Source organism: Candidatus Tectomicrobia bacterium (genome assembly GCA_016192135.1).
Taxonomy (GTDB): Bacteria; UBA8248; UBA8248; order UBA8248; family UBA8248; genus 2-12-FULL-69-37.
The window spans coordinates 1-18369 of sequence record JACPUR010000030.1; the positions used below are offsets into that span (position 1 = coordinate 1).

16 protein-coding genes are annotated in these 18369 nt (G+C 70.6%); 9 read left to right on the forward strand and 7 right to left on the reverse strand.

The window, feature by feature from the left end:
- Both HYZ11_12310 and nrfD read right to left on the reverse strand, forming a co-directional pair.
- Positions 1-530 (reverse strand): molybdopterin-dependent oxidoreductase (locus tag HYZ11_12310; protein MBI3128381.1); only part of this gene is annotated, 530 nt, incomplete at its 3' end.
- Between the two features lie 13 nt (positions 531-543).
- Entirely contained in the window at positions 544-2064 is a 1521-nt protein-coding gene (nrfD, locus tag HYZ11_12315; GenBank protein MBI3128382.1) for a polysulfide reductase NrfD, read from the reverse strand.
- A 219-nt stretch (positions 2065-2283) separates the two neighbouring features.
- Here nrfD and HYZ11_12320 point away from each other — a divergent pair, with 219 nt between their 5' ends.
- On the forward strand, positions 2284-2871 hold the full coding sequence (locus tag HYZ11_12320) for a CDP-alcohol phosphatidyltransferase family protein (GenBank protein ID MBI3128383.1): 588 nt from the start codon (positions 2284-2286) through the stop codon (positions 2869-2871).
- On the opposite strand, the gene HYZ11_12325 is transcribed toward HYZ11_12320, so the two are convergent.
- The 3 genes from HYZ11_12325 to HYZ11_12335 all read right to left on the reverse strand — a co-directional run bounded on the left by HYZ11_12325 (position 2774) and on the right by HYZ11_12335 (position 6067).
- Positions 2774-3745, reverse strand: coding sequence for a flippase-like domain-containing protein (locus tag HYZ11_12325; GenBank protein MBI3128384.1), 972 nt, complete (start codon positions 3743-3745; stop codon positions 2774-2776). The genes HYZ11_12320 and HYZ11_12325 overlap by 98 nt on opposite strands.
- A 2-nt stretch (positions 3746-3747) precedes the next feature.
- Positions 3748-4695, reverse strand: coding sequence for an NAD(P)H-binding protein (locus HYZ11_12330; protein MBI3128385.1), 948 nt, complete (start codon positions 4693-4695; stop codon positions 3748-3750).
- Between the two features lie 115 nt (positions 4696-4810).
- On the reverse strand, positions 4811-6067 hold the full coding sequence (locus tag HYZ11_12335; protein MBI3128386.1) for an aldo/keto reductase: 1257 nt from the start codon (positions 6065-6067) through the stop codon (positions 4811-4813).
- Positions 6068-6384: 317 nt separating this feature from the next.
- On the opposite strand from HYZ11_12335, the gene HYZ11_12340 reads away from it, so the two are divergent.
- Positions 6385-6963, forward strand: a complete 579-nt coding sequence (locus HYZ11_12340; GenBank protein ID MBI3128387.1) for a class I SAM-dependent methyltransferase — start codon at positions 6385-6387, stop codon at positions 6961-6963.
- 237 nt (positions 6964-7200) lie between these two features.
- Here HYZ11_12340 and HYZ11_12345 read toward each other — a convergent pair whose 3' ends face one another.
- The gene (locus HYZ11_12345; protein ID MBI3128388.1) at positions 7201-8433 is read right to left on the reverse strand and encodes an aminopeptidase P family protein; all 1233 of its coding nucleotides are present in this window, start codon (positions 8431-8433) and stop codon (positions 7201-7203) included.
- A gap of 186 nt (positions 8434-8619) precedes the next feature.
- Here HYZ11_12345 and HYZ11_12350 point away from each other — a divergent pair, with 186 nt between their 5' ends.
- From HYZ11_12350 to HYZ11_12365, 4 genes are all read left to right on the forward strand, one after another.
- Complete coding sequence (locus HYZ11_12350; GenBank protein MBI3128389.1) at positions 8620-9207, forward strand: HDIG domain-containing protein; 588 nt, start codon at positions 8620-8622, stop codon at positions 9205-9207.
- Positions 9208-9469: 262 nt separating this feature from the next.
- Positions 9470-11329 carry a 2-oxoacid:acceptor oxidoreductase subunit alpha gene (locus HYZ11_12355; protein MBI3128390.1) on the forward strand — a complete coding sequence of 620 codons (1860 nt, stop codon included), beginning with the start codon at positions 9470-9472 and terminating at the stop codon, positions 11327-11329.
- A gap of 121 nt (positions 11330-11450) precedes the next feature.
- Positions 11451-12356: a 2-oxoacid:ferredoxin oxidoreductase subunit beta gene (locus HYZ11_12360; protein MBI3128391.1), complete on the forward strand. Its 906-nt coding sequence runs from the start codon at positions 11451-11453 to the stop codon at positions 12354-12356.
- Positions 12357-12432: 76 nt separating this feature from the next.
- Positions 12433-13314 (forward strand): PIG-L family deacetylase, encoded by an 882-nt coding sequence (locus HYZ11_12365; protein MBI3128392.1) that lies wholly within the window; start codon positions 12433-12435, stop codon positions 13312-13314.
- 152 nt (positions 13315-13466) lie between these two features.
- On the opposite strand, the gene HYZ11_12370 is transcribed toward HYZ11_12365, so the two are convergent.
- Positions 13467-13853 carry a VOC family protein gene (locus HYZ11_12370; protein MBI3128393.1) on the reverse strand — a complete coding sequence of 129 codons (387 nt, stop codon included), beginning with the start codon at positions 13851-13853 and terminating at the stop codon, positions 13467-13469.
- Between the two features lie 76 nt (positions 13854-13929).
- Between HYZ11_12370 and HYZ11_12375 the strand changes: the two genes are divergently transcribed.
- From HYZ11_12375 to HYZ11_12385, 3 genes are read left to right on the forward strand one after another with little or no spacing between them, the layout of a single operon-like run.
- Complete coding sequence (locus HYZ11_12375; GenBank protein MBI3128394.1) at positions 13930-14616, forward strand: ABC transporter ATP-binding protein; 687 nt, start codon at positions 13930-13932, stop codon at positions 14614-14616.
- The gene (locus HYZ11_12380; GenBank protein ID MBI3128395.1) at positions 14613-17222 is read left to right on the forward strand and encodes an ABC transporter permease; all 2610 of its coding nucleotides are present in this window, start codon (positions 14613-14615) and stop codon (positions 17220-17222) included. The genes HYZ11_12375 and HYZ11_12380 overlap by 4 nt, the downstream gene beginning before the upstream one ends.
- Entirely contained in the window at positions 17222-18328 is a 1107-nt protein-coding gene (locus HYZ11_12385) for a carotenoid 1,2-hydratase (GenBank protein ID MBI3128396.1), read from the forward strand. The genes HYZ11_12380 and HYZ11_12385 overlap by 1 nt, the downstream gene beginning before the upstream one ends.
- Positions 18329-18369 lie beyond the last annotated feature (41 nt).

An 18369-nucleotide genomic window follows, 5' to 3' on the forward strand; every position in this document is an offset into this window, starting at 1 on the left:
ATGATCTCGTTGCGGCGGTCCTCCTGGATGGCCTTGCGCATCCGGGCGGCGATGTCGTCGAGGGCCTCGTCCCAGCTCACGCGCACCCACTTGCCCTCGCCGCGCTTCCCGGCCCGCTTGAGGGGGTAGAGGATGCGGTCGGGGTCATAGATCTGGTTGAGCGTCACCCAGCCCTTGGCGCAGTTGCGGCCCCGCGAGGCCGGATGGAGGGGATTCCCCTCGATCTTGCGGATCTTGAGGTCGTCCTTGTCCACGTAGGCGAGGAGGCCGCAGCCCGCCTCGCAGTTGAAGCACAGGGTCGGCACCAGCATGTAGTTGCGCTGGATCTTGCGGGGCCACTGCGCGCTCTCGAACTCCGTCCAGTGGTCCCACTTGTCGGGGGAGGGATAGGAGGCCAGGGCGCCGTTCAGGTTCGTGGAGTTCCGCTGGCCCGCGGGGGCGGGGGGCTCCGCCCGGGCCAGGAGATCGGGCCGCCCCAGGGAGGAGATGTCGCGCGCCCCGCGCGCCGCCTGAAGGTGGTTCGCCGCCATCGTAGAGGCTCCGCTAAGAAAGGGGCACGGCCTGCCCGGCCCGCACCCACGCCCTGTCCCAGAAGTAGGAGCCGGCCAGCGCGAGCAGGCCGGCCGCGACCGAGCCCCAGCCGCCCAGGCCCCGCCAGTAGAGGAGCAGCAGGGGCAGGGCGCAGCCGAGGAGAATGGCGCCCCCCCAGAAATCCCTCCGGAACGGCCCGCGCACGAGGAGCTCGATGGCCCGCTCGTGGGCCGGGGCGCCGAAGCGGTGCGCCAGGACCGAGAAGGCCAGAATGCAAGTATGCAGGAGGACGAGGACGGCCAGGACGCCGCCCAGGGCGATGACCGCCTCCTCCCGCTCCCGGATGGGCAGCAGGGCCGCGAGGAAGAGGAGCGCGGCGGCGCCCTTCAGGCCGGACTGGGCGGCGATGCCGAGGGTGTTCTCGCTCCCCTTCCAGAGGTCCCGGGCCGACGCCTGCGCGAAGAAGAAGCCGGTGTAGATCGAGGCGAGGACGCCCGAGAGGACGGCGGGCCAGAGCAGGGCCTCCATCAGCCCCTCGGCGCCGGCGAGGCCGGCAAGCACCCACAGGCCGATGAGCAGGCCGTTCGCCGCGATGAACCAGGTGCCCCAGGCCATCCAGCTCCCCCAGTTCGGCCTCAGGAGGATGTAGTAGAACCGCTCGGGGCGCTTGAGGTCGGTGATGAGGAGAGCCCCCGTCCCCGCCAGGAGCAGGCCGCCCAGGACGGGCGCCCAGACCGAGAAGAGGGAGCTCTCGAAGCCCTGCCACCAGAAGAGGAGGCTCAGCACGAAGAGGCCCGTGCTCAGGCCCTTGGTCAGGAGATACAGCTCGATCTGCTCCCCCCACGGCGTCTTGTGGAAAGTGTCGTACACCGTGCGGCTCGCGCCCCGCTTGTTCTCCCAGGGCGGCATCGCCGCCTTGCGCAGCTCGTCCATCTCGCCCTGCTTGTAGATGCCGGACTGTGCCGCGTGCGTCGGATCGAGGAGCCCCCGGCTCCCCTCGACGTAGTAGATGTTGGGGCGGGTGTTGTACTCCGGCTTGCGCACGGTGATGGGCTCGTGCGCCGTGAGCCGGGAGATCTTGGAGGAGGGGTCGTCCACGTCGCCGAATACCCGGCACTGGGTGGGGCACACCACGACGCAGGCGGGCTCGATGCCCGACTCGAGGCGGTTCGCGCAGAAGTTGCACTTCTCGGCCGTGTTGGTGTTGGGGTCGATGAATATCTGGTCGTAGGGGCAAGCCGCCATGCAGGACTTGCAGCCGATGCACCAGTCGGCGTCGAGGTCCACGATGCCGTCCCGGCGCCGGAAGAGCGCTCCCGTCGGGCAGATGTTCTTGCAGGGGGCGTCGCCGCACTGGTTGCACAGGACGGGGAGGAACTCCCGGCGCGTGTCCGGGAACAGGCCCTTCTCCACCTCCTTCACCCAGCAGCGCCACACGCCGATGGGGATGTCGTGCTCGGCCTTGCAGGCGATCGTGCATGCGTGGCAGCCGATGCAGGCGCGCAGATCGATGGCCATCGCGTATCTCGGCATGGATCTCCTCGCCGGGCGCGGCGGCCGCCGCCGCGGTGGTAGACTGAGGTGATTCCGCTCCGGACGCCGCGCCCGCGCGGCGGCTTTCTCTCGAACGGTCCTTGGTTCAAAGCGGCGAGCGCACTTGAGCGTAGGGTGCGGGCGCTGTCAATGCCCGGATTGAAAGAGAGTTGTTCGATATTTGGCCCGGCATAACCGAGCGATTCAGTGGGCTATAAAATGAAATTTACGGCGCTCTCGGCGGGAATTTGGGCGGCGCGCGGGCTGACGCTGGCGCGCCTTCTGGCGGCGCCCCTGTTCGCCCTGTGGCTGCTGCGGGGCGGAAGCCTGGGTCCCGGCTTTTTCGCGTTCTATCTCTTTTTCCCCCTTTCCGATCTGGCCGACGGCCCGCTCGCCCGGCGCTCGGGCGGCGCCCGGCCGCTGTGGGCCCGGCTCGATCCCCTGGCGGACATCATGTTCAACGCGGCGGCCCTCTCCGCCGCCGCCTGGACGGGGCGGGTGGGGTTCTGGCTCCCCGCGGCGGTGCTCGTGCTGGGGGGGCGCTTCCTCTGGCGCGGGCCGGAGCGCGAAGCCGGCGCGGCTGGCCGGGCGGCCGGGGTGCTCTTTTACCTGATGACGGGGGCGGTGGCGGCGGAGGCGGCTTTCGCGGGAGGCGCGGAATGGGGGGGGGTCCTGGCCCGGGCCGGGGACGCCGTCTCCCTCTACGCCTTCATGGTGCTCCTGGCGAAGCTGGGCGCCGGGCGCCGAAGAGGTCGGCGTACACCCGGGGGAGGAAGACGAGGCCGAAGCACCCGTTCGCCAGCATGAAGGTGAGGTGCGAGGCCAGGCTGTAGGCGAGGAGGTCGGCCTCCGGGGCCTGCCCGCGGAAGAAGAAGATCCAGGCCGCCTGGGAGGTCCCCAGGTGGGCCACCGTCACCGGGAGCGCCCCGATGAAGAACACGACGGGCAGGAAGGCCAGGAGATGGAGGAAAGGGATCTCGATCCCGAAGAACCGGAGCGCCTGGCCGTGGACGAAGACCGAAAGCAGGGTCATCGAGCCCTTGAGCGCCAGCACCGCCGCCGCCTGCCGGAGACGAAGCTCCCGGAAGCTGGCGAGGAGCTCCCCCGAGCCGAGGCGCCTCCCCAGCGGCCCCAGGCCCCCCCTCGCCGCCCGCATCACCGCCCACCAGACCACGGCCAGCGCCGCCGGCGCCAGGAGAAGCGCGGCCGGCGCCCGCCCCGGGAACGAGAGCATCCCCAGCGTTGCGAAGAGGTAGAGGTTCGTCACTTCCAGCAGGATGAGGGCGCCCACCGTGCCCGCGAGCTTGACGAGCGGGGTCCCGAAGCGCCGGTGGATGTAGAGCGCGAGCCCCGCCTGGGCGAGCTGGGTGTTGATGATGGAGACGATGTAGGTAGCGGCGCGCACCGGCAGCAGCTCCCGGTAGCGGATGGGCCCGTGGAACCAGCGGATCATCCGCGAGAGCACGAAGGTGTCCACCAGGAAATACGCCGTGGACATGCAGGCCATGATCAGGAGGAAGGGCGGGATGTCGGCCTTCGAGAGAGCCTCCACGAAGCGGTCGAAGGGGATGCGCCAGAAGATGACGCCGAAGATGAGGAGGGTGAGCGCGAGCGGGACCGCCTGCCGGAGGAGAGCCGGGCGGTCCGGGCGGGGCTTTGGGGCCGGCTCCGGCGGGGCCACGCTCAGCCCGCGCCCGGGGAGAGGGCCTGGTCCAGCGTCTCGTTCACGGGGGTGAGGGGGAAGGGCACCACGGCCCGGGCCAGGGAGGCGTCGCCCAGGTGCTCCTTGAAGAGGATATCGAACACCGAGCGGTTCCAGCCCAGCGAGGGAGCGAGGAGGCCCATGAGCGCCGCCGTCAGCCAGCCGGCCGCCCGGGGGATGGGGAAGATGCGGGGGCGCTTCCCCACCCGCTGGCCCACCCGCCGCAGCAGGTCGGCGTAGGAGATCGTCTCGGGCCCCACGAGGTCCAGCACCTTGAGGGGCTCGTCCGGGGGAAGGGAGAGGGCCCACTCGATGGCCCCCAGCACGTCGGCCAGGGCGATGGGCTGGAGCCGCACGGAGCCGCCGCTCACGAGGGGAGTGAGGGGGGCTCCCGCGAGCTGGCGGAGCTTCCGCATGGAGGGGCAGCCCGGGCCCAGGATCATCGGCACGCGGAAGATCGCGCCCGAGAAGGGCTTCTGGCGGAGGATCTCCTCGGCGAAGCCCTTGGAGCGCAGATAGCCGTTCCGCGAGGCCGGGTCGGCGCCCGGGAAGCTGAGGTAGACGAAGTGCTTGGCCCCCGCCGCCCGGGCCGCCTCCGCCACCGCGCGGGTCGAGTCGGTGTTGGCCTCGATCAGGCTCTCGGGAGGCCGGGGAAGGAGGGCCCCGGCCAGGTGGACGACGGCGTCGGCCCCCTCGATGCAGGCGCGCACGGAGGCGGGGTCGCCGTAGCGGACCTCGATCACCTCGGCGTCCAGGGGCCGCAGGCCGTGGGAGCGCTCCAGGCTCCGCACCAGGGCGCGGAGCCTGGTCGGGACGATGGTGGAGCTCCGGCCCAGGTGCCGGATGAGGCCCTGGCCGACGGCGCCGTTCGCTCCGGTGATGACGATGTCGATGGTACCGCTCCTGGCTGTGCGGCCGGGGCCGCGGATTCCGCCCGAATGGCCTTGCCGTCATTCTGCGCGCGACAAACAGATTCTTCGGCGCCCCGGCGGGAGCCGCCTGGGCTCCCTCGGAACGGCGGACCGGCGAACCGCTGCACTTACCCTATACGGCCAGCTCCCTCCTCCCGGCAAGCATCCGGTGGGTGGGCCGAAGGAGGGTCTGGACGGGGAGGCCGTAGGTGCACGAGCCCGCGCAGGCCTGGTGCGCGCAGGTGAGGCAGGCCGAGGCCCCGGCGCCGAGCAGGGCGTACTCGCTGCGGGCGAGCCGGAGGTCGCCGTAGTCCACGGCGTACATCCGCGTGCGCAGAACGTCCGCGATGGGCACCCCGACGGGGCAGGCGCCCGCGCAGTCGTTGCAGGCGTGGCGGCAGTAGGACGCCCCGTTCAGCTTGGCGTAGCGGTAGAGGAGGGGGAGGTCCTGCCGGGCCGCCGTCTTCCAGCCGGAGGCGCCGAGGAACTCGTCGACGCGCTCCCGGTCCGTCATGGAGATGATGAGGGCGTCCACGCCCGGGTTCGAGAGCACCCAGCGGAAGGCCGCCTGGGAGAAGGTAGCGCCGCCCCGCTCGTAGGGCCGCATGTCGTTCAGGCGGGCCCCCATCAGGGTCTTCATGGCCACCACGCCGACTCCCTTGGACTTGGCCTTCTGGACGATCCGGGGGAGATCCGGGTGGCGCGAGATGAAGTCGAAGCCCCGGGTGAATTTCTGATAAAAGGCGGGGTCCTGGCCGAAGTTGTAGGAGACGAGGATGATGTCGAAGCGGCCCGAGTCGATGACGTAGTCCATGCACTCGATGAGGCGCCCGGCGTGGCCCGAGGCCCCGGTGAAGCGGATCTTCCCCTGCTTCTTGGCCAGGTCGGTGAACTCGTGCCACTCGGGCTTCTTGAGGCGATCCACGTCGTTCACGGCGTGGTGGAAGTAGACGTCCACGTGGTCGGTGCGCAGGCGGCGCAGGCTCCCCTCCAGGGAGGACATGAAGGACCGCACCGTCTCGCCGCCGCTCACGTAGACCTTGGAGGTCAGGTAGACCTTGTCCCGCTTGCCGCGCAGGGCGTTGCCGATGGTGGTCTCGGAGGCCCCGCCGGTATAGCTCTCGGCGGTGTCGAAGTAGTTGATGCCGCGCTCAAGGGCGTGGAGCACCACCCGCTCCTCGCCCTGGCCGAGGCGGCTGCTCCCGAAGGAGATGTCCGATATCTCGAGGCCCGTCTTGCCCAGCGGCCGGTAGCTCCGCACCCGGGGCGCCGCCGGGGCGGCCTCTCCGATGGACGGAGCCAGGCCGAGCAGCCCCGCGCCCAAGCCCGCCATCGCGGAGCGCTTGAGGAATTCGCGGCGGCCCAGCTCTCCATCCATCCCTGGTGTCATAGGAAGGCCTCCCTTAGGCGGGATTCCCAATCATCCCACCCTTTTTTCGGGCGGTGGTCAACCCGCCCGAATCGGGGCCGCCGGCGGGGATTCTTCTCCCCGAATGGCGACCGCGGCCGCGCCCGCCACAGAAAAGATAACCCATCCCGGGCGGATGCCACTTACGCCAATTTCGCGCACTTTCATGTACCGGCCGGTTTTTTCCACGGAAGGGCTGTTTTTCGCGCGCGTTTCGCGGATGCCGGGCGCCGGGGTTGCCCGCTCTCCCGGCTTCCTTATAATCGGCGGGACTTCCCGCCCCGAGCGCCGGAGGCTGCGTGCGGACACTGGACGTGGGATGCGGCCGGGCCAAGGCCCCGGGCGCGGTGGGGCTCGACCTCAACCCCGCGGCCGACGCCGACGTCCGGGGCGACGCCTCGCGGGACGGCCTCCCCTTCCGGGAGGGCGCCTTCGGCCGGGTGGTCATCCGCCACATCATCGAGCACGTGGAGAGCCCGCTCCGGCTCCTGGAGGAGATTCACCGGGTCTCGCGCGACGGGGCGGAGGTCGAGGGCGTCACCCCCCATTTCTCCAACCCCTGCTCGTTCGCCGACCCGACCCACCGCCACCATTTCTCGGTCCAGCTCTTCGGCTTCGTCTCCGAGGGGGGGCCCGACCCCTCGAAGGGCTGGCGGCTGTGGGCCAATCGGCTGCTCGAGTGCTACTACGAGATGCTCCCCTTCTACACGAAGGCCCGCTTCGAGGTGCTGGAGCGACGGCTCACCTTCTGCCGCCTGCACCGCTGGCTGGGCGTCGCCTGGCTCGCCAACCGCTTCCCCGAGATCTACGAGTTCCACCTCTCGGGGCTCTTCCGGGCGCGGGACATCGTCTTCCGGCTCCGGGTGCGGAAGGGGTAGGGCGAACCTGTGACGGCAATGTTCTTGCGGGGGCGCACGGCCGTGCGCCCCCGCAGATGAAATATCATCGGACACCTAGGCCGGCCCAGCGGGGGGAAAGGGGTGACGCGCCGTTCATCGGTGGCCAGGCTTCTCCCCCGCGGCCGCCCGGGATGGGAATGGTCCGCATTTGCCCGTAGGGGCGGTTCGCGAACCGCCCCTGCATGGGATGTCCCATCGAGCTGGCTGGCATCCCCCCTACCCCCCGATCACCCGGAAATGCCGGTCCTGCTTGAGGAGGGGCTCCCAGCCGTTCGGCTTCACCACCACCGAGTACTCGATCTGGTAGCCGCCGAAGCCGCAGGTGCCGACCGGGGCCTCGATGTTGATGACGGAATCGGCCGGCAGCGGGATCTCCGAGGTCTTGGGAAGGAAGGGCTGGTTGTGCCTGGTCTCGTCCCCCAGGATGAAGGGGAACTCCCGGGCCTCGAGCCCGATGGTGTGGCCCGCGAAGGGGGCGTCGAACTGCGGCCAGCGGCCTTTGATGCCCTTGAGGAGGGCCTTGTAGACCTGCCCGCCCGTCACCCCCTCCTTCACGGTGTTCACCGCCTCGTGGAAGCCCTCCTCGATGGCCTTCCACTCCTTCCGGGCCTGGGCGGGGGGCTCCCCGATGGAGCCGCAGGAGCCGGTGTCGGCGTTGTAGTTCTTGTGGAAGAGGCCCGCGTCGAACATGAAGAGGTCACCCTTCTGGAGCTTCCGGTCCGTCGGGGGGAAGATGAAGATGCTGCGCGGGCCGCTGTTGAAGTGGAACCAATGCCACATGCCGCCCGGCTTGGCCACCGCCTGGCGCCAGACCTCGGCCACTTCGTTCTCGGCCACGCCGGGGCGCAGGAAGCGGAACACCTCGCCGATGGCGTTCTCGTTCACCTGGGCCGCCTCGCGCAGCGCCTTGATCTCGTCCTCGGTCTTGACGAGCCGGATCATGAGGAAGAGCCCCGAGCCGGGAATGAACTCGCAGTCCGGGAGCTTCTCCTTGAGGGCCGCGAAGAGCTCGGGGGCGCAGCCCTCCTCGTCCAGGGCGATCTTGCCCTTGCTGATCCCCCGGGTCTTGAGGGCGGCCAGGAGGCCGTCGAGCAGGGTCTTGTGCTTGCCCCCGCTCTCGTGGAGCTCGAAGTAGCGCCTCATCTCGGGATCCTGGGGCTTCCAGCCCGCGGGCTCGACGTGGTAGGCCTGGCCGCCGTAGGAGTAGACGCGCTCGGCGTAGCCGCCGTAGGCGGCGTAGTAGGTGTTGTCGCCCCGGTTGAGGATGAGGTCGGTGCCCGCCGAGGGATCGTTCGTCACCACGGCGCAGCTCTTCCGCTGGCGGTAGACCCGCGTGGCCCAGCCGACGTGGCCGGTCAGGTAGGTGACGTTTTCATGGGTGGTGCCGATGGCGGCGGCCAGGCCGTGCTCTCGCATCAGCTCCAGCGCGCGGGGCTTGTTCAGAAGCATGAGGGCGTCTCCCATGTGAGCCATTGAAAGAAGGAATAAGGGGAAGCGCGAAGCGTTCCCATATGTAGCACAGGGGCCCGTCTCCGGCCAGATGCGCGGCTTCCTTGACAGGCCAGGCGGATGCCGGGACGATGGATCTTGGGGAAGCGCGGAGGCACATCCCCCGTTTGTCATGGGAGGAGGTGGATGGACTGGACCCGCTCCGAGGCCGAGGCGCTGCTGTTCGAATGGACCCAGGGCCCCGGCCTCAGGGCCCACGCCCTGGCGGTCGAGGCGGCGCTCCGGGCCTACGCGCTTAAGTTCCAGGAGGATGAGGGGCTCTGGGGTCTCACGGGCCTCCTTCACGACCTCGACTACGAGCGTCATCCCACCCGGGAGGAGCATCCCCGGGTGGGGGTGGCCCACCTGAGGGAGAAGGGGGCTCCTGAAGAAATGCTCCAGGCCATCCTGGGCCACGCGGAGTATTTGGACGTCCCCCGGGAGAGCCGCCTGGCCAAGGCCCTTTTCGCCGTGGACGAGCTGGTGGGCCTCATCACCGCGGTGGCCCTGGTGAACCCTTCGAGGGACGTCCGGCAGGTCAAGCCGGGCAGCGTCCGCAAGAAATGGAAGGACAAAGCCTTCGCGCGGGGGGTGAACCGGGAGGACATCGAGAAGGGAGCCCGGGAGCTGGAGATGCCTCTGGAGGATCATATTGCCTTCACCCTGGAGGCCATGCAGGGGGCGGCCGGGCGGCTGGGACTGGACGGCCGTGGGTCGGATTTCAGGGAGGTCTGAGAGTGGTCTAAAAAGACTCCACTCGTCTAAAAAGACAAAATTATCTTCTTGATTTGTTGACGCCTTGCCCAGGATTTTCCATAATGGATGCTGGTCTTGGGCTTGGACGGAAATCGCCGACTCAAGAATCGAGCCGCAATCGAGATGCGCGCCGGGGAAAGAGGCTTCCGGCAGATGCTTTTTCTCCTCTTCGCCCGCCCGGGCTCGCCCGCGGCGGGACTGCGCGGGCGCAGGCTGGGCCGCCCAAAGGACAATCAAACCTATGGTGGAATCCGCGGGACGCAACGGGAAGGACAGCAAGCAAATCGTCGAGGTGGATACCGTCGCCATCCGCTTCGCCGGAGACTCGGGCGATGGGATGCAGCTGGCCGGCGACCGCTTCACGAACGCCACCGCCCTGGCGGGCAACGACCTCAGCACCTTCCCGGATTACCCGGCCGAGATCCGGGCCCCTGCCGGCACGCTGGCGGGCGTGAGCGGTTTCCAGATCAACTTCAGCAACAAGGAGGTCCACACGCCCGGCGACGAGGTGGACGTCCTCGTGGCGATGAACCCGGCCGCCCTCAAGGCCAACCTCGGCGACTTGAAGAAGGGCGGCGTCATCATCGCCAACGTCGACAACTTCGGCGACAAGAACCTCGAGAAGGCCGGCTACACGTCCAGCCCGCTCCAGGACGAGGCCATCCGCGGGGCCTACAAGATCCACGAGGTGGCCATCACCTCCATGACGCGCCGGGCGCTCGAGGACATGGAGCTGCAGTCCAACCTGGCGGACCGCTGCAAGAACTTCTTCGCCATCGGCTTGATGTCCTGGATGTACTCCCGCCCCGTCGAGCCCACCAAGAAGTGGATTCATGACAAGTTCGGCAAGCGGCCCGACGTGCTGAACGCGAACCTGCGGGCCTTCGACGCGGGCTACTTCTTCGGCGAGACGGCCGAGATCTTCGAGCATCACTACGTCGTGCGAGAGGCCACCTACGCCCCCGGCACCTACCGCAACATCTCGGGCAACGTGGCGCTGGCCTACGGCTTCATCGCCGCGGCCAAGAAGATGGGGCTCCCGCTGTTCTGGGGCGCCTACCCCATCACCCCCGCCAGCGACGTGCTCCACGAGCTCTCCCGGCACAAGAAGTTCGGCGTGCTCACCTTCCAGGCCGAGGACGAGATCGCGGCCATGTCCGCGACCGTGGGCGCCTCCTACACGGGCGCCCTGGCCGTCACCTGTTCGAGCGGCCCCGGCATCGCGCTCAAGGGCGAGGCCATCGGCCTCGGCGTGATGGCCGAGCTCCCGATGGTCATCTGCAACGTCCAGCGCGGCGGCCCCAGCACGGGCCTCCCGACCAAGACCGAGCAGGCGGACCTCCTCCAGGCCGTGTGCGGCCGCAACGGCGAGTGCCCGGTTCCCGTCCTGGCGGCCTGCACCCCCTCGGACTGCTTCTGGACGGCCATCGAGGCGAGCCGGCTCGCAGTCAAATACATGACCCCGGTCCTCCTCCTGAGCGACGGCTACCTGGCCAACGGGACCGAGCCGTGGAAGCTGCCCCGGGCGGCGGACATCCCCGAGATGCCCGTCCGGTTCCTCACCAATCCCGAGGACTTCAAGCCCTACCTGCGCGACAAGGCCACCCTGGCGCGGCCCTGGGTCGTCCCGGGCACGCCGAAGATGCAGCACCGGGTCGGAGGCCTGGAGAAGGCCGACATCACCGGCAACGTCAGCTACGACCCCCAGAACCACGAGCACATGGTACGCACCCGGGCCGCCAAGGTGGCCGGGATCGTCAAGGACATCCCCCCTGTCCAGGTCATCGGCAAGGAGTCCGGCAAGGTGCTCGTGGTGGGCTGGGGCGGCACCTTCGGGGCCATCACGGCCGCCATCGAGGCGCTCCAGGCGCGGGGGGCCTCGGTTTCCCAGGTGCACCTGCGGCACCTGAACCCCTTCCCGCCCAACCTGGGCGAGGTCCTCAAGAAGTTCGACAAGGTCCTCGTCCCGGAGCTCAACCTGGGCCAGCTCTCGAAGCTGATCCGGGCGGAATTCCTGGTGGACGCCGTCGGCCTGAACAAGGTCCAAGGCCGCCCCTTCATGGTCAGCGAGATCATCTCGAAGGTTGAGGAGCTCCTCTAGCGTGATTACCCAGGCAAAATCCAACGGCGTCGTGAGTCTCGGCCTCAGCCGGAAAGACTTCCAGTCCGATCAGATCGTGCGCTGGTGCCCGGGGTGCGGCGATTACGCCATCCTGGCGCAGATGCAGAAAGTTCTCCCCGAGCTGGAGATCCCGAGGGAGAACTTCGTCTTCGTCTCCGGCATCGGCTGCGCCTCCCGTTTCCCGTACTACATGGAAACCTACGGCTTCCACACCATCCACGGGCGGGCGCCCGCCATCGCGACGGGCGTGAAGGTCACCAACCCGGAGCTCTCGGTGTGGGTCATCTCGGGCGACGGCGACGCCCTGAGCATCGGCGGCAACCATCTCATCCACGCCATGCGCCGGAACGTGGGGCTGAAGATCATCCTCTTCAACAACCGCATCTACGGCCTCACGAAGGGCCAGTACTCGCCCACCTCCCTCGCCGGCGCCCGTACGAAGTCCACTCCCTTCGGCTCGGTGGACTACCCCCTGCATCCCCTGGCCCTGGCCCTGGGCGCCGAGTGCACCTTCATTGCGCGCACCACCGACCGCGACCAGAAACACATGGCGGCCATGCTCGCCGAGGCCGCCAAGCACGAGGGGACGGCCTTCCTCGAGATCCTGCAGAACTGCATCGTCTTCAACGACGGGGCCTGGCACCAGTACACCGAGAAGGGCATGAAGGAGCAGAACGTGCTCTACCTCGAGGATGGCAAGCCCCTCGTCTTCGGCCCCGAGGGTGACCGCAAGGGCATCCGGATCCACGACTTCAAGGCCGAGATCGTCCCCGCCGACTCGCCCGACATCGCCGTCCACCGCGAGAACGACACCCATGGCGGCTACGCGTTCCTGTTGAGCCGCTTGGACGCCGAGGGCGGCCCCATGCCCCTGGGCGTCCTGCGCCGCATGAAGAGGCCATCCTTCGAGAAGCTGGTGGACGACCAGGTGGCCGCCGCCCGCGCCAAGGGCGAGGGCGACCTCGACGCGCTCCTGCGCAGCGGGGACGTCTGGGAGCACAGGTAGGACCAGGCCCGACCTGATCCGGTGCCGCCGGCGCTCGTCGCCGGCGGCATTTTTTTCCCCTCGCATGGAGGCCCCGATGGCCCCGGGAGCCGGATCGGGCGCGCCCTTCACCCTGCTCGCCGTGCACGCCCACCCCGACGACGAGGCAAGCTCGACCGGGGGCCTCCTGCTTCGCGCCGCGGCGGAGGGGCACCGGACGGTGCTCGTCACCTGCACCAACGGGGAATGGGGCGAGGTGCTCGACCGGCGCCTGAGCCGCCTCCGCCCCCGGGAGCGCCCCGAGGACCGCGCCCGCCTCGGTGAAATCCGCCTGGAGGAGCTCCGCGAGGCCGCCCGCATCCTGGGCATCGGCGGCCTCTACCCGCTCGGCTACCGGGACTCGGGCATGGCGGGCTGGGCAAGCAACGCCGACCCCGCCTCCTTCGCCCGCCAGCCCATCGAGGGGCCGGCCGGGCGCCTCGCCCGGCTCATCCGGGAGCACCGCCCCCACGTCCTCGTGACCTACGACGCGAAAGGAGGCTACGGCCACCCCGACCACGTCATGGCCCACCGCGCGGCGATGGCCGCCCTGGAGGAGGCCGAGCGGCCCGCGCCGGACCAAGCGCCCTGGCGGGTGCCCAAGGTCTACCACACCGCCTTCTCGAGGAAGCGGCTCCTGCGCGCCTGGCGTCTCCTGCGCCTCCTCGGCCAGAAGACCCCGATGAACCGCCCCGGCTTCCGGGAGGAGCTCTTCGGCTCGGCGGAGGAGGAGATCTCCGCCCGGGTGGATATCCGCCCCTATCTCCCGCTCAAGTGGCGGGCGCTCAAGGCCCACCGCAGCCAGATCGGCGGGAGCGCCTTCTGGCGCCTCATGCGCATCACGGCCCGCTGGACCTTCCCGGACGAGACCTTCGGCCTCATCCGCAGCGACGTGCCGGTGCGGAGGCCCGAGGCGAGCCTCTTCGAGGGGCTGGGCTGAGGGAAGCGGCAAGGGATTGGAGCGGGGTCCGGGACGGTATTTCTAAGGGTGCGTTTCCGTACGCCTCATCGGCTTGTTTGGCGTCTCGCCCCTCTCCCAGAGGGAGAGGGAGAAAATCGGGTCCCATTCCATATGCAGGCAAGGGGTTGTCCCTACGAGATAGGCCGGCTCACCTCGATCAGGAAGCCGTCCGGGTCGCGCACCATGAAGAGCCGCACCCCCCAGGGGGCGTCGCGGGGCGGGAAGAGGATGTCCGCCCCGCGCTCCCGGAGCGCCGCGTGGGCGGCGTCCACGTCCGCCGGGCGGAGGGTGAGGACCACCCCCGAGCCGCGCGGCTCCCGCAGGGGCTCCAGGTTCCAGGCGCGCATCTCCTTGTCCGGGATGGGCGCGTGGACGACGAGGAAGGCCTCCCCGATCTTGTAGCGCACGTGGTCGCGCTGGACGCTCGCCTCATCCAGGCCCAGAATTTCCGAGTAGAAGCGGCGCGAGGCGGCGAGGTCGCGCCCGATCAGGAAGACGGTGGAGAGGGCCTCGAACATGGTGGGTCCCCTGCATCGCACGGGGCGGAGCCCCCACCCTAGCGGGGCCGCCGCGCCGCCGCAACCTGGAGCGTGAATGGGCCAAGAGGCGGCGCGGCTCGATAAGGTGACGAAGACCTACCTGCGGGGGGGCGCCCCCATTCGCGCCCTCGTGGAGGTGGACCTCGCGGTGCGGGCGGGGGAATTCCTCGCCGTGACGGGCCCGAGCGGCTCGGGCAAGAGCACCCTCCTTCACCTCCTGGGGGCGATGGACGAGCCGACGGCCGGGCGCGTCTTCATCGGGGGCCGCGCCCTGGACGGGCTCGGCGACGCCGAGCTGAGCCGCATCCGCCGCGAGGAGGTCGGCTTCGTGTACCAGTTCTTCCACCTCCTCCCCACGATGACGGCGCGCGAGAACGCGGCGCTGCCCCTCATCCTCCAGGGACTCTCCTGGGATGAGGCCTCCGCCCGCGCGGAGGAAATGCTCGCCCGGGTGGGGCTTGCGGAGCGGATGGAGCACCTGCCGCGCCAACTCTCGGGCGGTGAGATGCAGCGCGTGGCCCTGGCGCGGGCCCTCGTCCCCCGCCCCAGGCTCCTCTTGGCCGACGAGCCCACTGGCAACCTCGACTCCCGCATCGGGCGGGAGATGCTCGATCTTCTCGCCGGGCTCGCCCGGGAGGAGGGCGCGGCCCTCGTCATGGCCACCCACGCCCGGGAACCCCTCGCCCTGGCCGCCCGCCGCGTGAGCCTCCTCGACGGCCGCCTGGTGGAGGAGGCCCCATGAGGACGCCGCCCTGGCTCGCGCTCCTGCGGCGGCTGGCCTGGCGGCGGCTGCGCCAGGAGCCCTTCCGCCTTTCGCTCACCGTGGCCGGGGTGGCGCTCGGCGTGGCCGTCTATCTGGCCATCCAGCTCGCGAACGCCACCGCCGTTCGCGCCTTCCGCAACAGCCTGGACGCCATCGCCGGGAAGACCCACCTCCACGTCTCGGGCGGCGACCTGGGAATCCCGGAGGACCTCTTCCCCAGGCTCCGCGAGGCCGAGGGCGTCGGGAAGGCCGCGCCCGTCATCCAGCAGACGGCCTGGGTCCGCAAGGCGGGCGGAAGCTCGGACCGCTGGCGGCGCGGCGCGCCCTCCCAGGGCCGGGCGGTGCTGGTGCTGGGGGTCGACCTCCTCGGGGACCCGGCCTTCCGGGGCTACAGGACCGAGGGGGAGCTCCCGCTGGCGGAGTTCCTCGAGCGGCTCGCCGACCCGAGGGGCGTCTTCATCGCCCGCGCCCTCTCCGATGACCTGGGGGCGGGGGAGGGGGATTGGATCGAGATCGAGGCCGAGCGCCGCCTGCGCTTCCGGGTGCGCGGGGTGCTCCGGCCCTCGGGCCTGGCCGAGGCGATGGAGGGGCGGCTCGCCCTCCTCGACATCGGGGCGGCGCAGGAGGCCTTCGGCCGCCTCGGAAAGCTCGACCGGGTCGACCTCATCCTCAAGGACCCGGCGCGGCTGGAGGAGGTGAAGCAGCGCATCGAGGCCCTGCTTCCCCCGGGCGCGGCCGCCGAGCGCCCCGTGCGGCGCGGGGAGGACGTGGAGAAGATGCTCGCCTCCTTCCGGCTGAACCTCACCGTGCTGAGCGTCATCTCGCTCCTGGTGGGTTCCTTCCTCATCTTCAACGCCATGTCGGCCTCCGTCGTGCGGCGGCGGGGGGAGATCGCCCGGCTGCGCGCCCTGGGGATGACGGCGCGTCAGGTGGGCTGGATGTTCGCGGCGGAGGCCGCCCTCATCGGGCTGGCGGGCTCCCTCCTGGGGGTGCTGCTGGGCGTCCTCCTCGCGCGGGGGGCCCTGCGGGCGATGACGGTGACCATCCGGAACCTCTACGCCTTCCTCGAGGCGGGCCGGGTGGACCTCGATCCCCTGCTCCTCGCTCTCGCCGTGGGGGCGGGGACGGGGGTGGCGCTTCTCTCGGGGCTGGGGCCCGCCCTGGCGGCGGCCCGCGTCGCCCCCGCCGAGGGAGCGCGCGAGCTGGGGGCGGCGGGCGCGGGAGGGGCCCCGGACCCCCGCTGGCTCGGCGGGACGCTGGCGGGGGCGCTGCTCGCGGCGGGGATTGCCTTCGGGCTGGCGTGGCTCCCGGCGTGGGAGGGGGTGCCGGTGGCGGGCTACCTCGCGGCGGCCTCGGCCCTGGCGGCGGTGGCCCTGGCGAGCCCCGCGCTGGCAGCGGGAGGAGCCGCCCTCCTGCGGCGCCTGCCCGGCCAGGGGCGCACCCTCTGGCTCGCGGCCCACGGCCTGGGCCGGAACCCGGGCCGCAACGCCGCCACCATCGCCTCTCTCGCCACGGCCATGGCCATGCTGGCCAGCCTCGTCATCATGATCGAGAGCTTCCGGGGGACGGTGGCCGTCTGGACGGAGCAGACCCTGCGGGCCGACCTCTACGCCGCCCCCGCCTCGCGCTTCATCAAGGGCTCGGGGGCGAGCTTTCCGGAGGAGGCGCTCGGCCGGGTCCGCCGCATCGAGGGCGTGGCTGCGGTGGACGGATTCCGGAGCCTCCGCCTCCCTTGGCGCGGGGAGTGGATCAACCTCTCGGCCGGGGATCTCTCCGTCGTGGCGGAGCGCGGGCGGCTGCTCTTCCTCGAGGGCGAATCCGCCGAAATCCTGCGCCGTGCCCGGGAGCGGGGGGAGGCCGTCGTCACCGAGACCTTCGCCCTGCGCTTCGGGCTGAAGCGGGGGGACGTCATCCGGCTCCCCTCGCCGGGCGGGGAGGTGCCCCTCCGGGTCGCCGGGGTGTATCACGACTACACCACCGAGGGCGGGCACGCCGTGATCGATCGGGCGCTGCTCCGCCGCCTCTGGGGGGACCGGCGGGTGAGCTCCATGGCGGTCTATCTCGACGAGGGTGCGGACCGGGGGCGGGTCTCCCGCGAGATGGAGAGAACTCTCGACCCGAACATGGTCATCATCTCGAACGCGGGGCTCAGGGCCCGGGTGATGGAGGTCTTCGACCAGACCTTCGCCATCACCTACGCGCTCGAGGCGGTGGCCGTGCTGGTGGCCCTGCTGGGGGTGGCGACGGCGCTGAGCTCGAACGTGCTGGAGCGCCGCCGGGAGATCGGGGTCCTCCGCTCCCTGGGCCTCACCCGGCGGGGCGCCGCGGGGGCGGTGATGGGGGAGGCGGGGCTGCTGGGCCTCCTCTCGGCCCTCCTGGGCGGGGCGGCGGGGGCGGCGCTGGCCGCCATCCTCATCTACGTCATCAACAAGCAGAGCTTCGGGTGGACCATCCGCTACGGTTTTCCCTGGCTGGCGGTGGGGGGCTACCTTGGAGTGGCGGTCATGGCCGCCTTCGTGGCGGGGGCGGTGCCCGCCCGGGCGGCGGCCCGGGCCCCCATCGCCGCCGCGGTGCGGGAGGAGTGATGCGCCGCGCGCTGGCCCTCGCCCTGCTCTTCCTGGCGCTCCCCGCGCAAGCGGCCGAGGCCCCCCTCTGGCGGCCCGCCCGGCCCGGCTACGTCTACGGGTTCCCCCGCGACCACGGCACGCATCCGGCCTTCAAGACCGAGTGGTGGTACTTCTCCGGGCACTTGAAGGCGGAGGGCGGGGAGCGCTTCGCCTTCATGATCACCTTCTTCCGCTCGGGGCTGCGGCCGCCCGTGGCGGGCGAGGCGCCCCGGCGGAGCCGCTGGGCCCTGACCGATCTCTACCTCGCGCACTTCGCGCTGCTCGAGGCGGGGACGAAGCGCCACCGCCACACCGAGCGCTTCAGCCGGGGGGCGCTCGGGGAATCCGGCGCGGACCAGGGACGCCTGAACGTCTGGATCGGGGACTGGCGGGCGGAGGGGGAGAAGGACGGGTCCATCCGCCTCGCGGCCGAGGGGGTGGGGGCCCGGCTCGCGCTCTCGCTCGAGTCCCGGAAGCCTCCGGTCGTCCATGGGAAGGACGGCATCAGCCGGAAGGGGGAGGGCGAGGGGCGCGCCTCGCACTACTACTCCCTGACCCGCCTCGCGGCCCGGGGCGGATTGACGGTGGACGGGAAGGACTACCGGGTGGAGGGCTCGGCCTGGATGGATCACGAGTTCGGCTCGAACCAGCTCGCCCCCGGCCAGGCGGGCTGGGACTGGCTGAGCCTCCAGCTCTCGGACGGCCGCGAGCTCATGCTCTACCTCATGCGGCGCGAGGACGGCACGCCCGACCCCCACAGCAGCGGGACGGTGGTGGACGCGGACGGCCGGGCGCGGCATCTTCCCCGGGAGGCCTTCCGCCTCGAGCCCGCAGGGACATGGAAGAGCCCCGTGAGCGGAGCCGTCTATCCGATGGGGTGGCGGGTTCGGGTGCCGGGGGAGGGCATTGAGCTCCGCGTCATCCCCCTGGCCGAGGACCAGGAACTCACCACGGAGGGGAGCACCCGGGTGATCTACTGGGAAGGGGGCGTCGAGGCCGGGGGCCGATCGGGCGGCGTTTTCGTCACGGGCGCGGGCTTCGCCGAGCTGGTCGGCTACGCCGAGAAGGGCCGGCCCCGGTTTTAGCGGGGGTTAGGGCGGCCGGCGGCTTTCGCCCATGGGAAGAC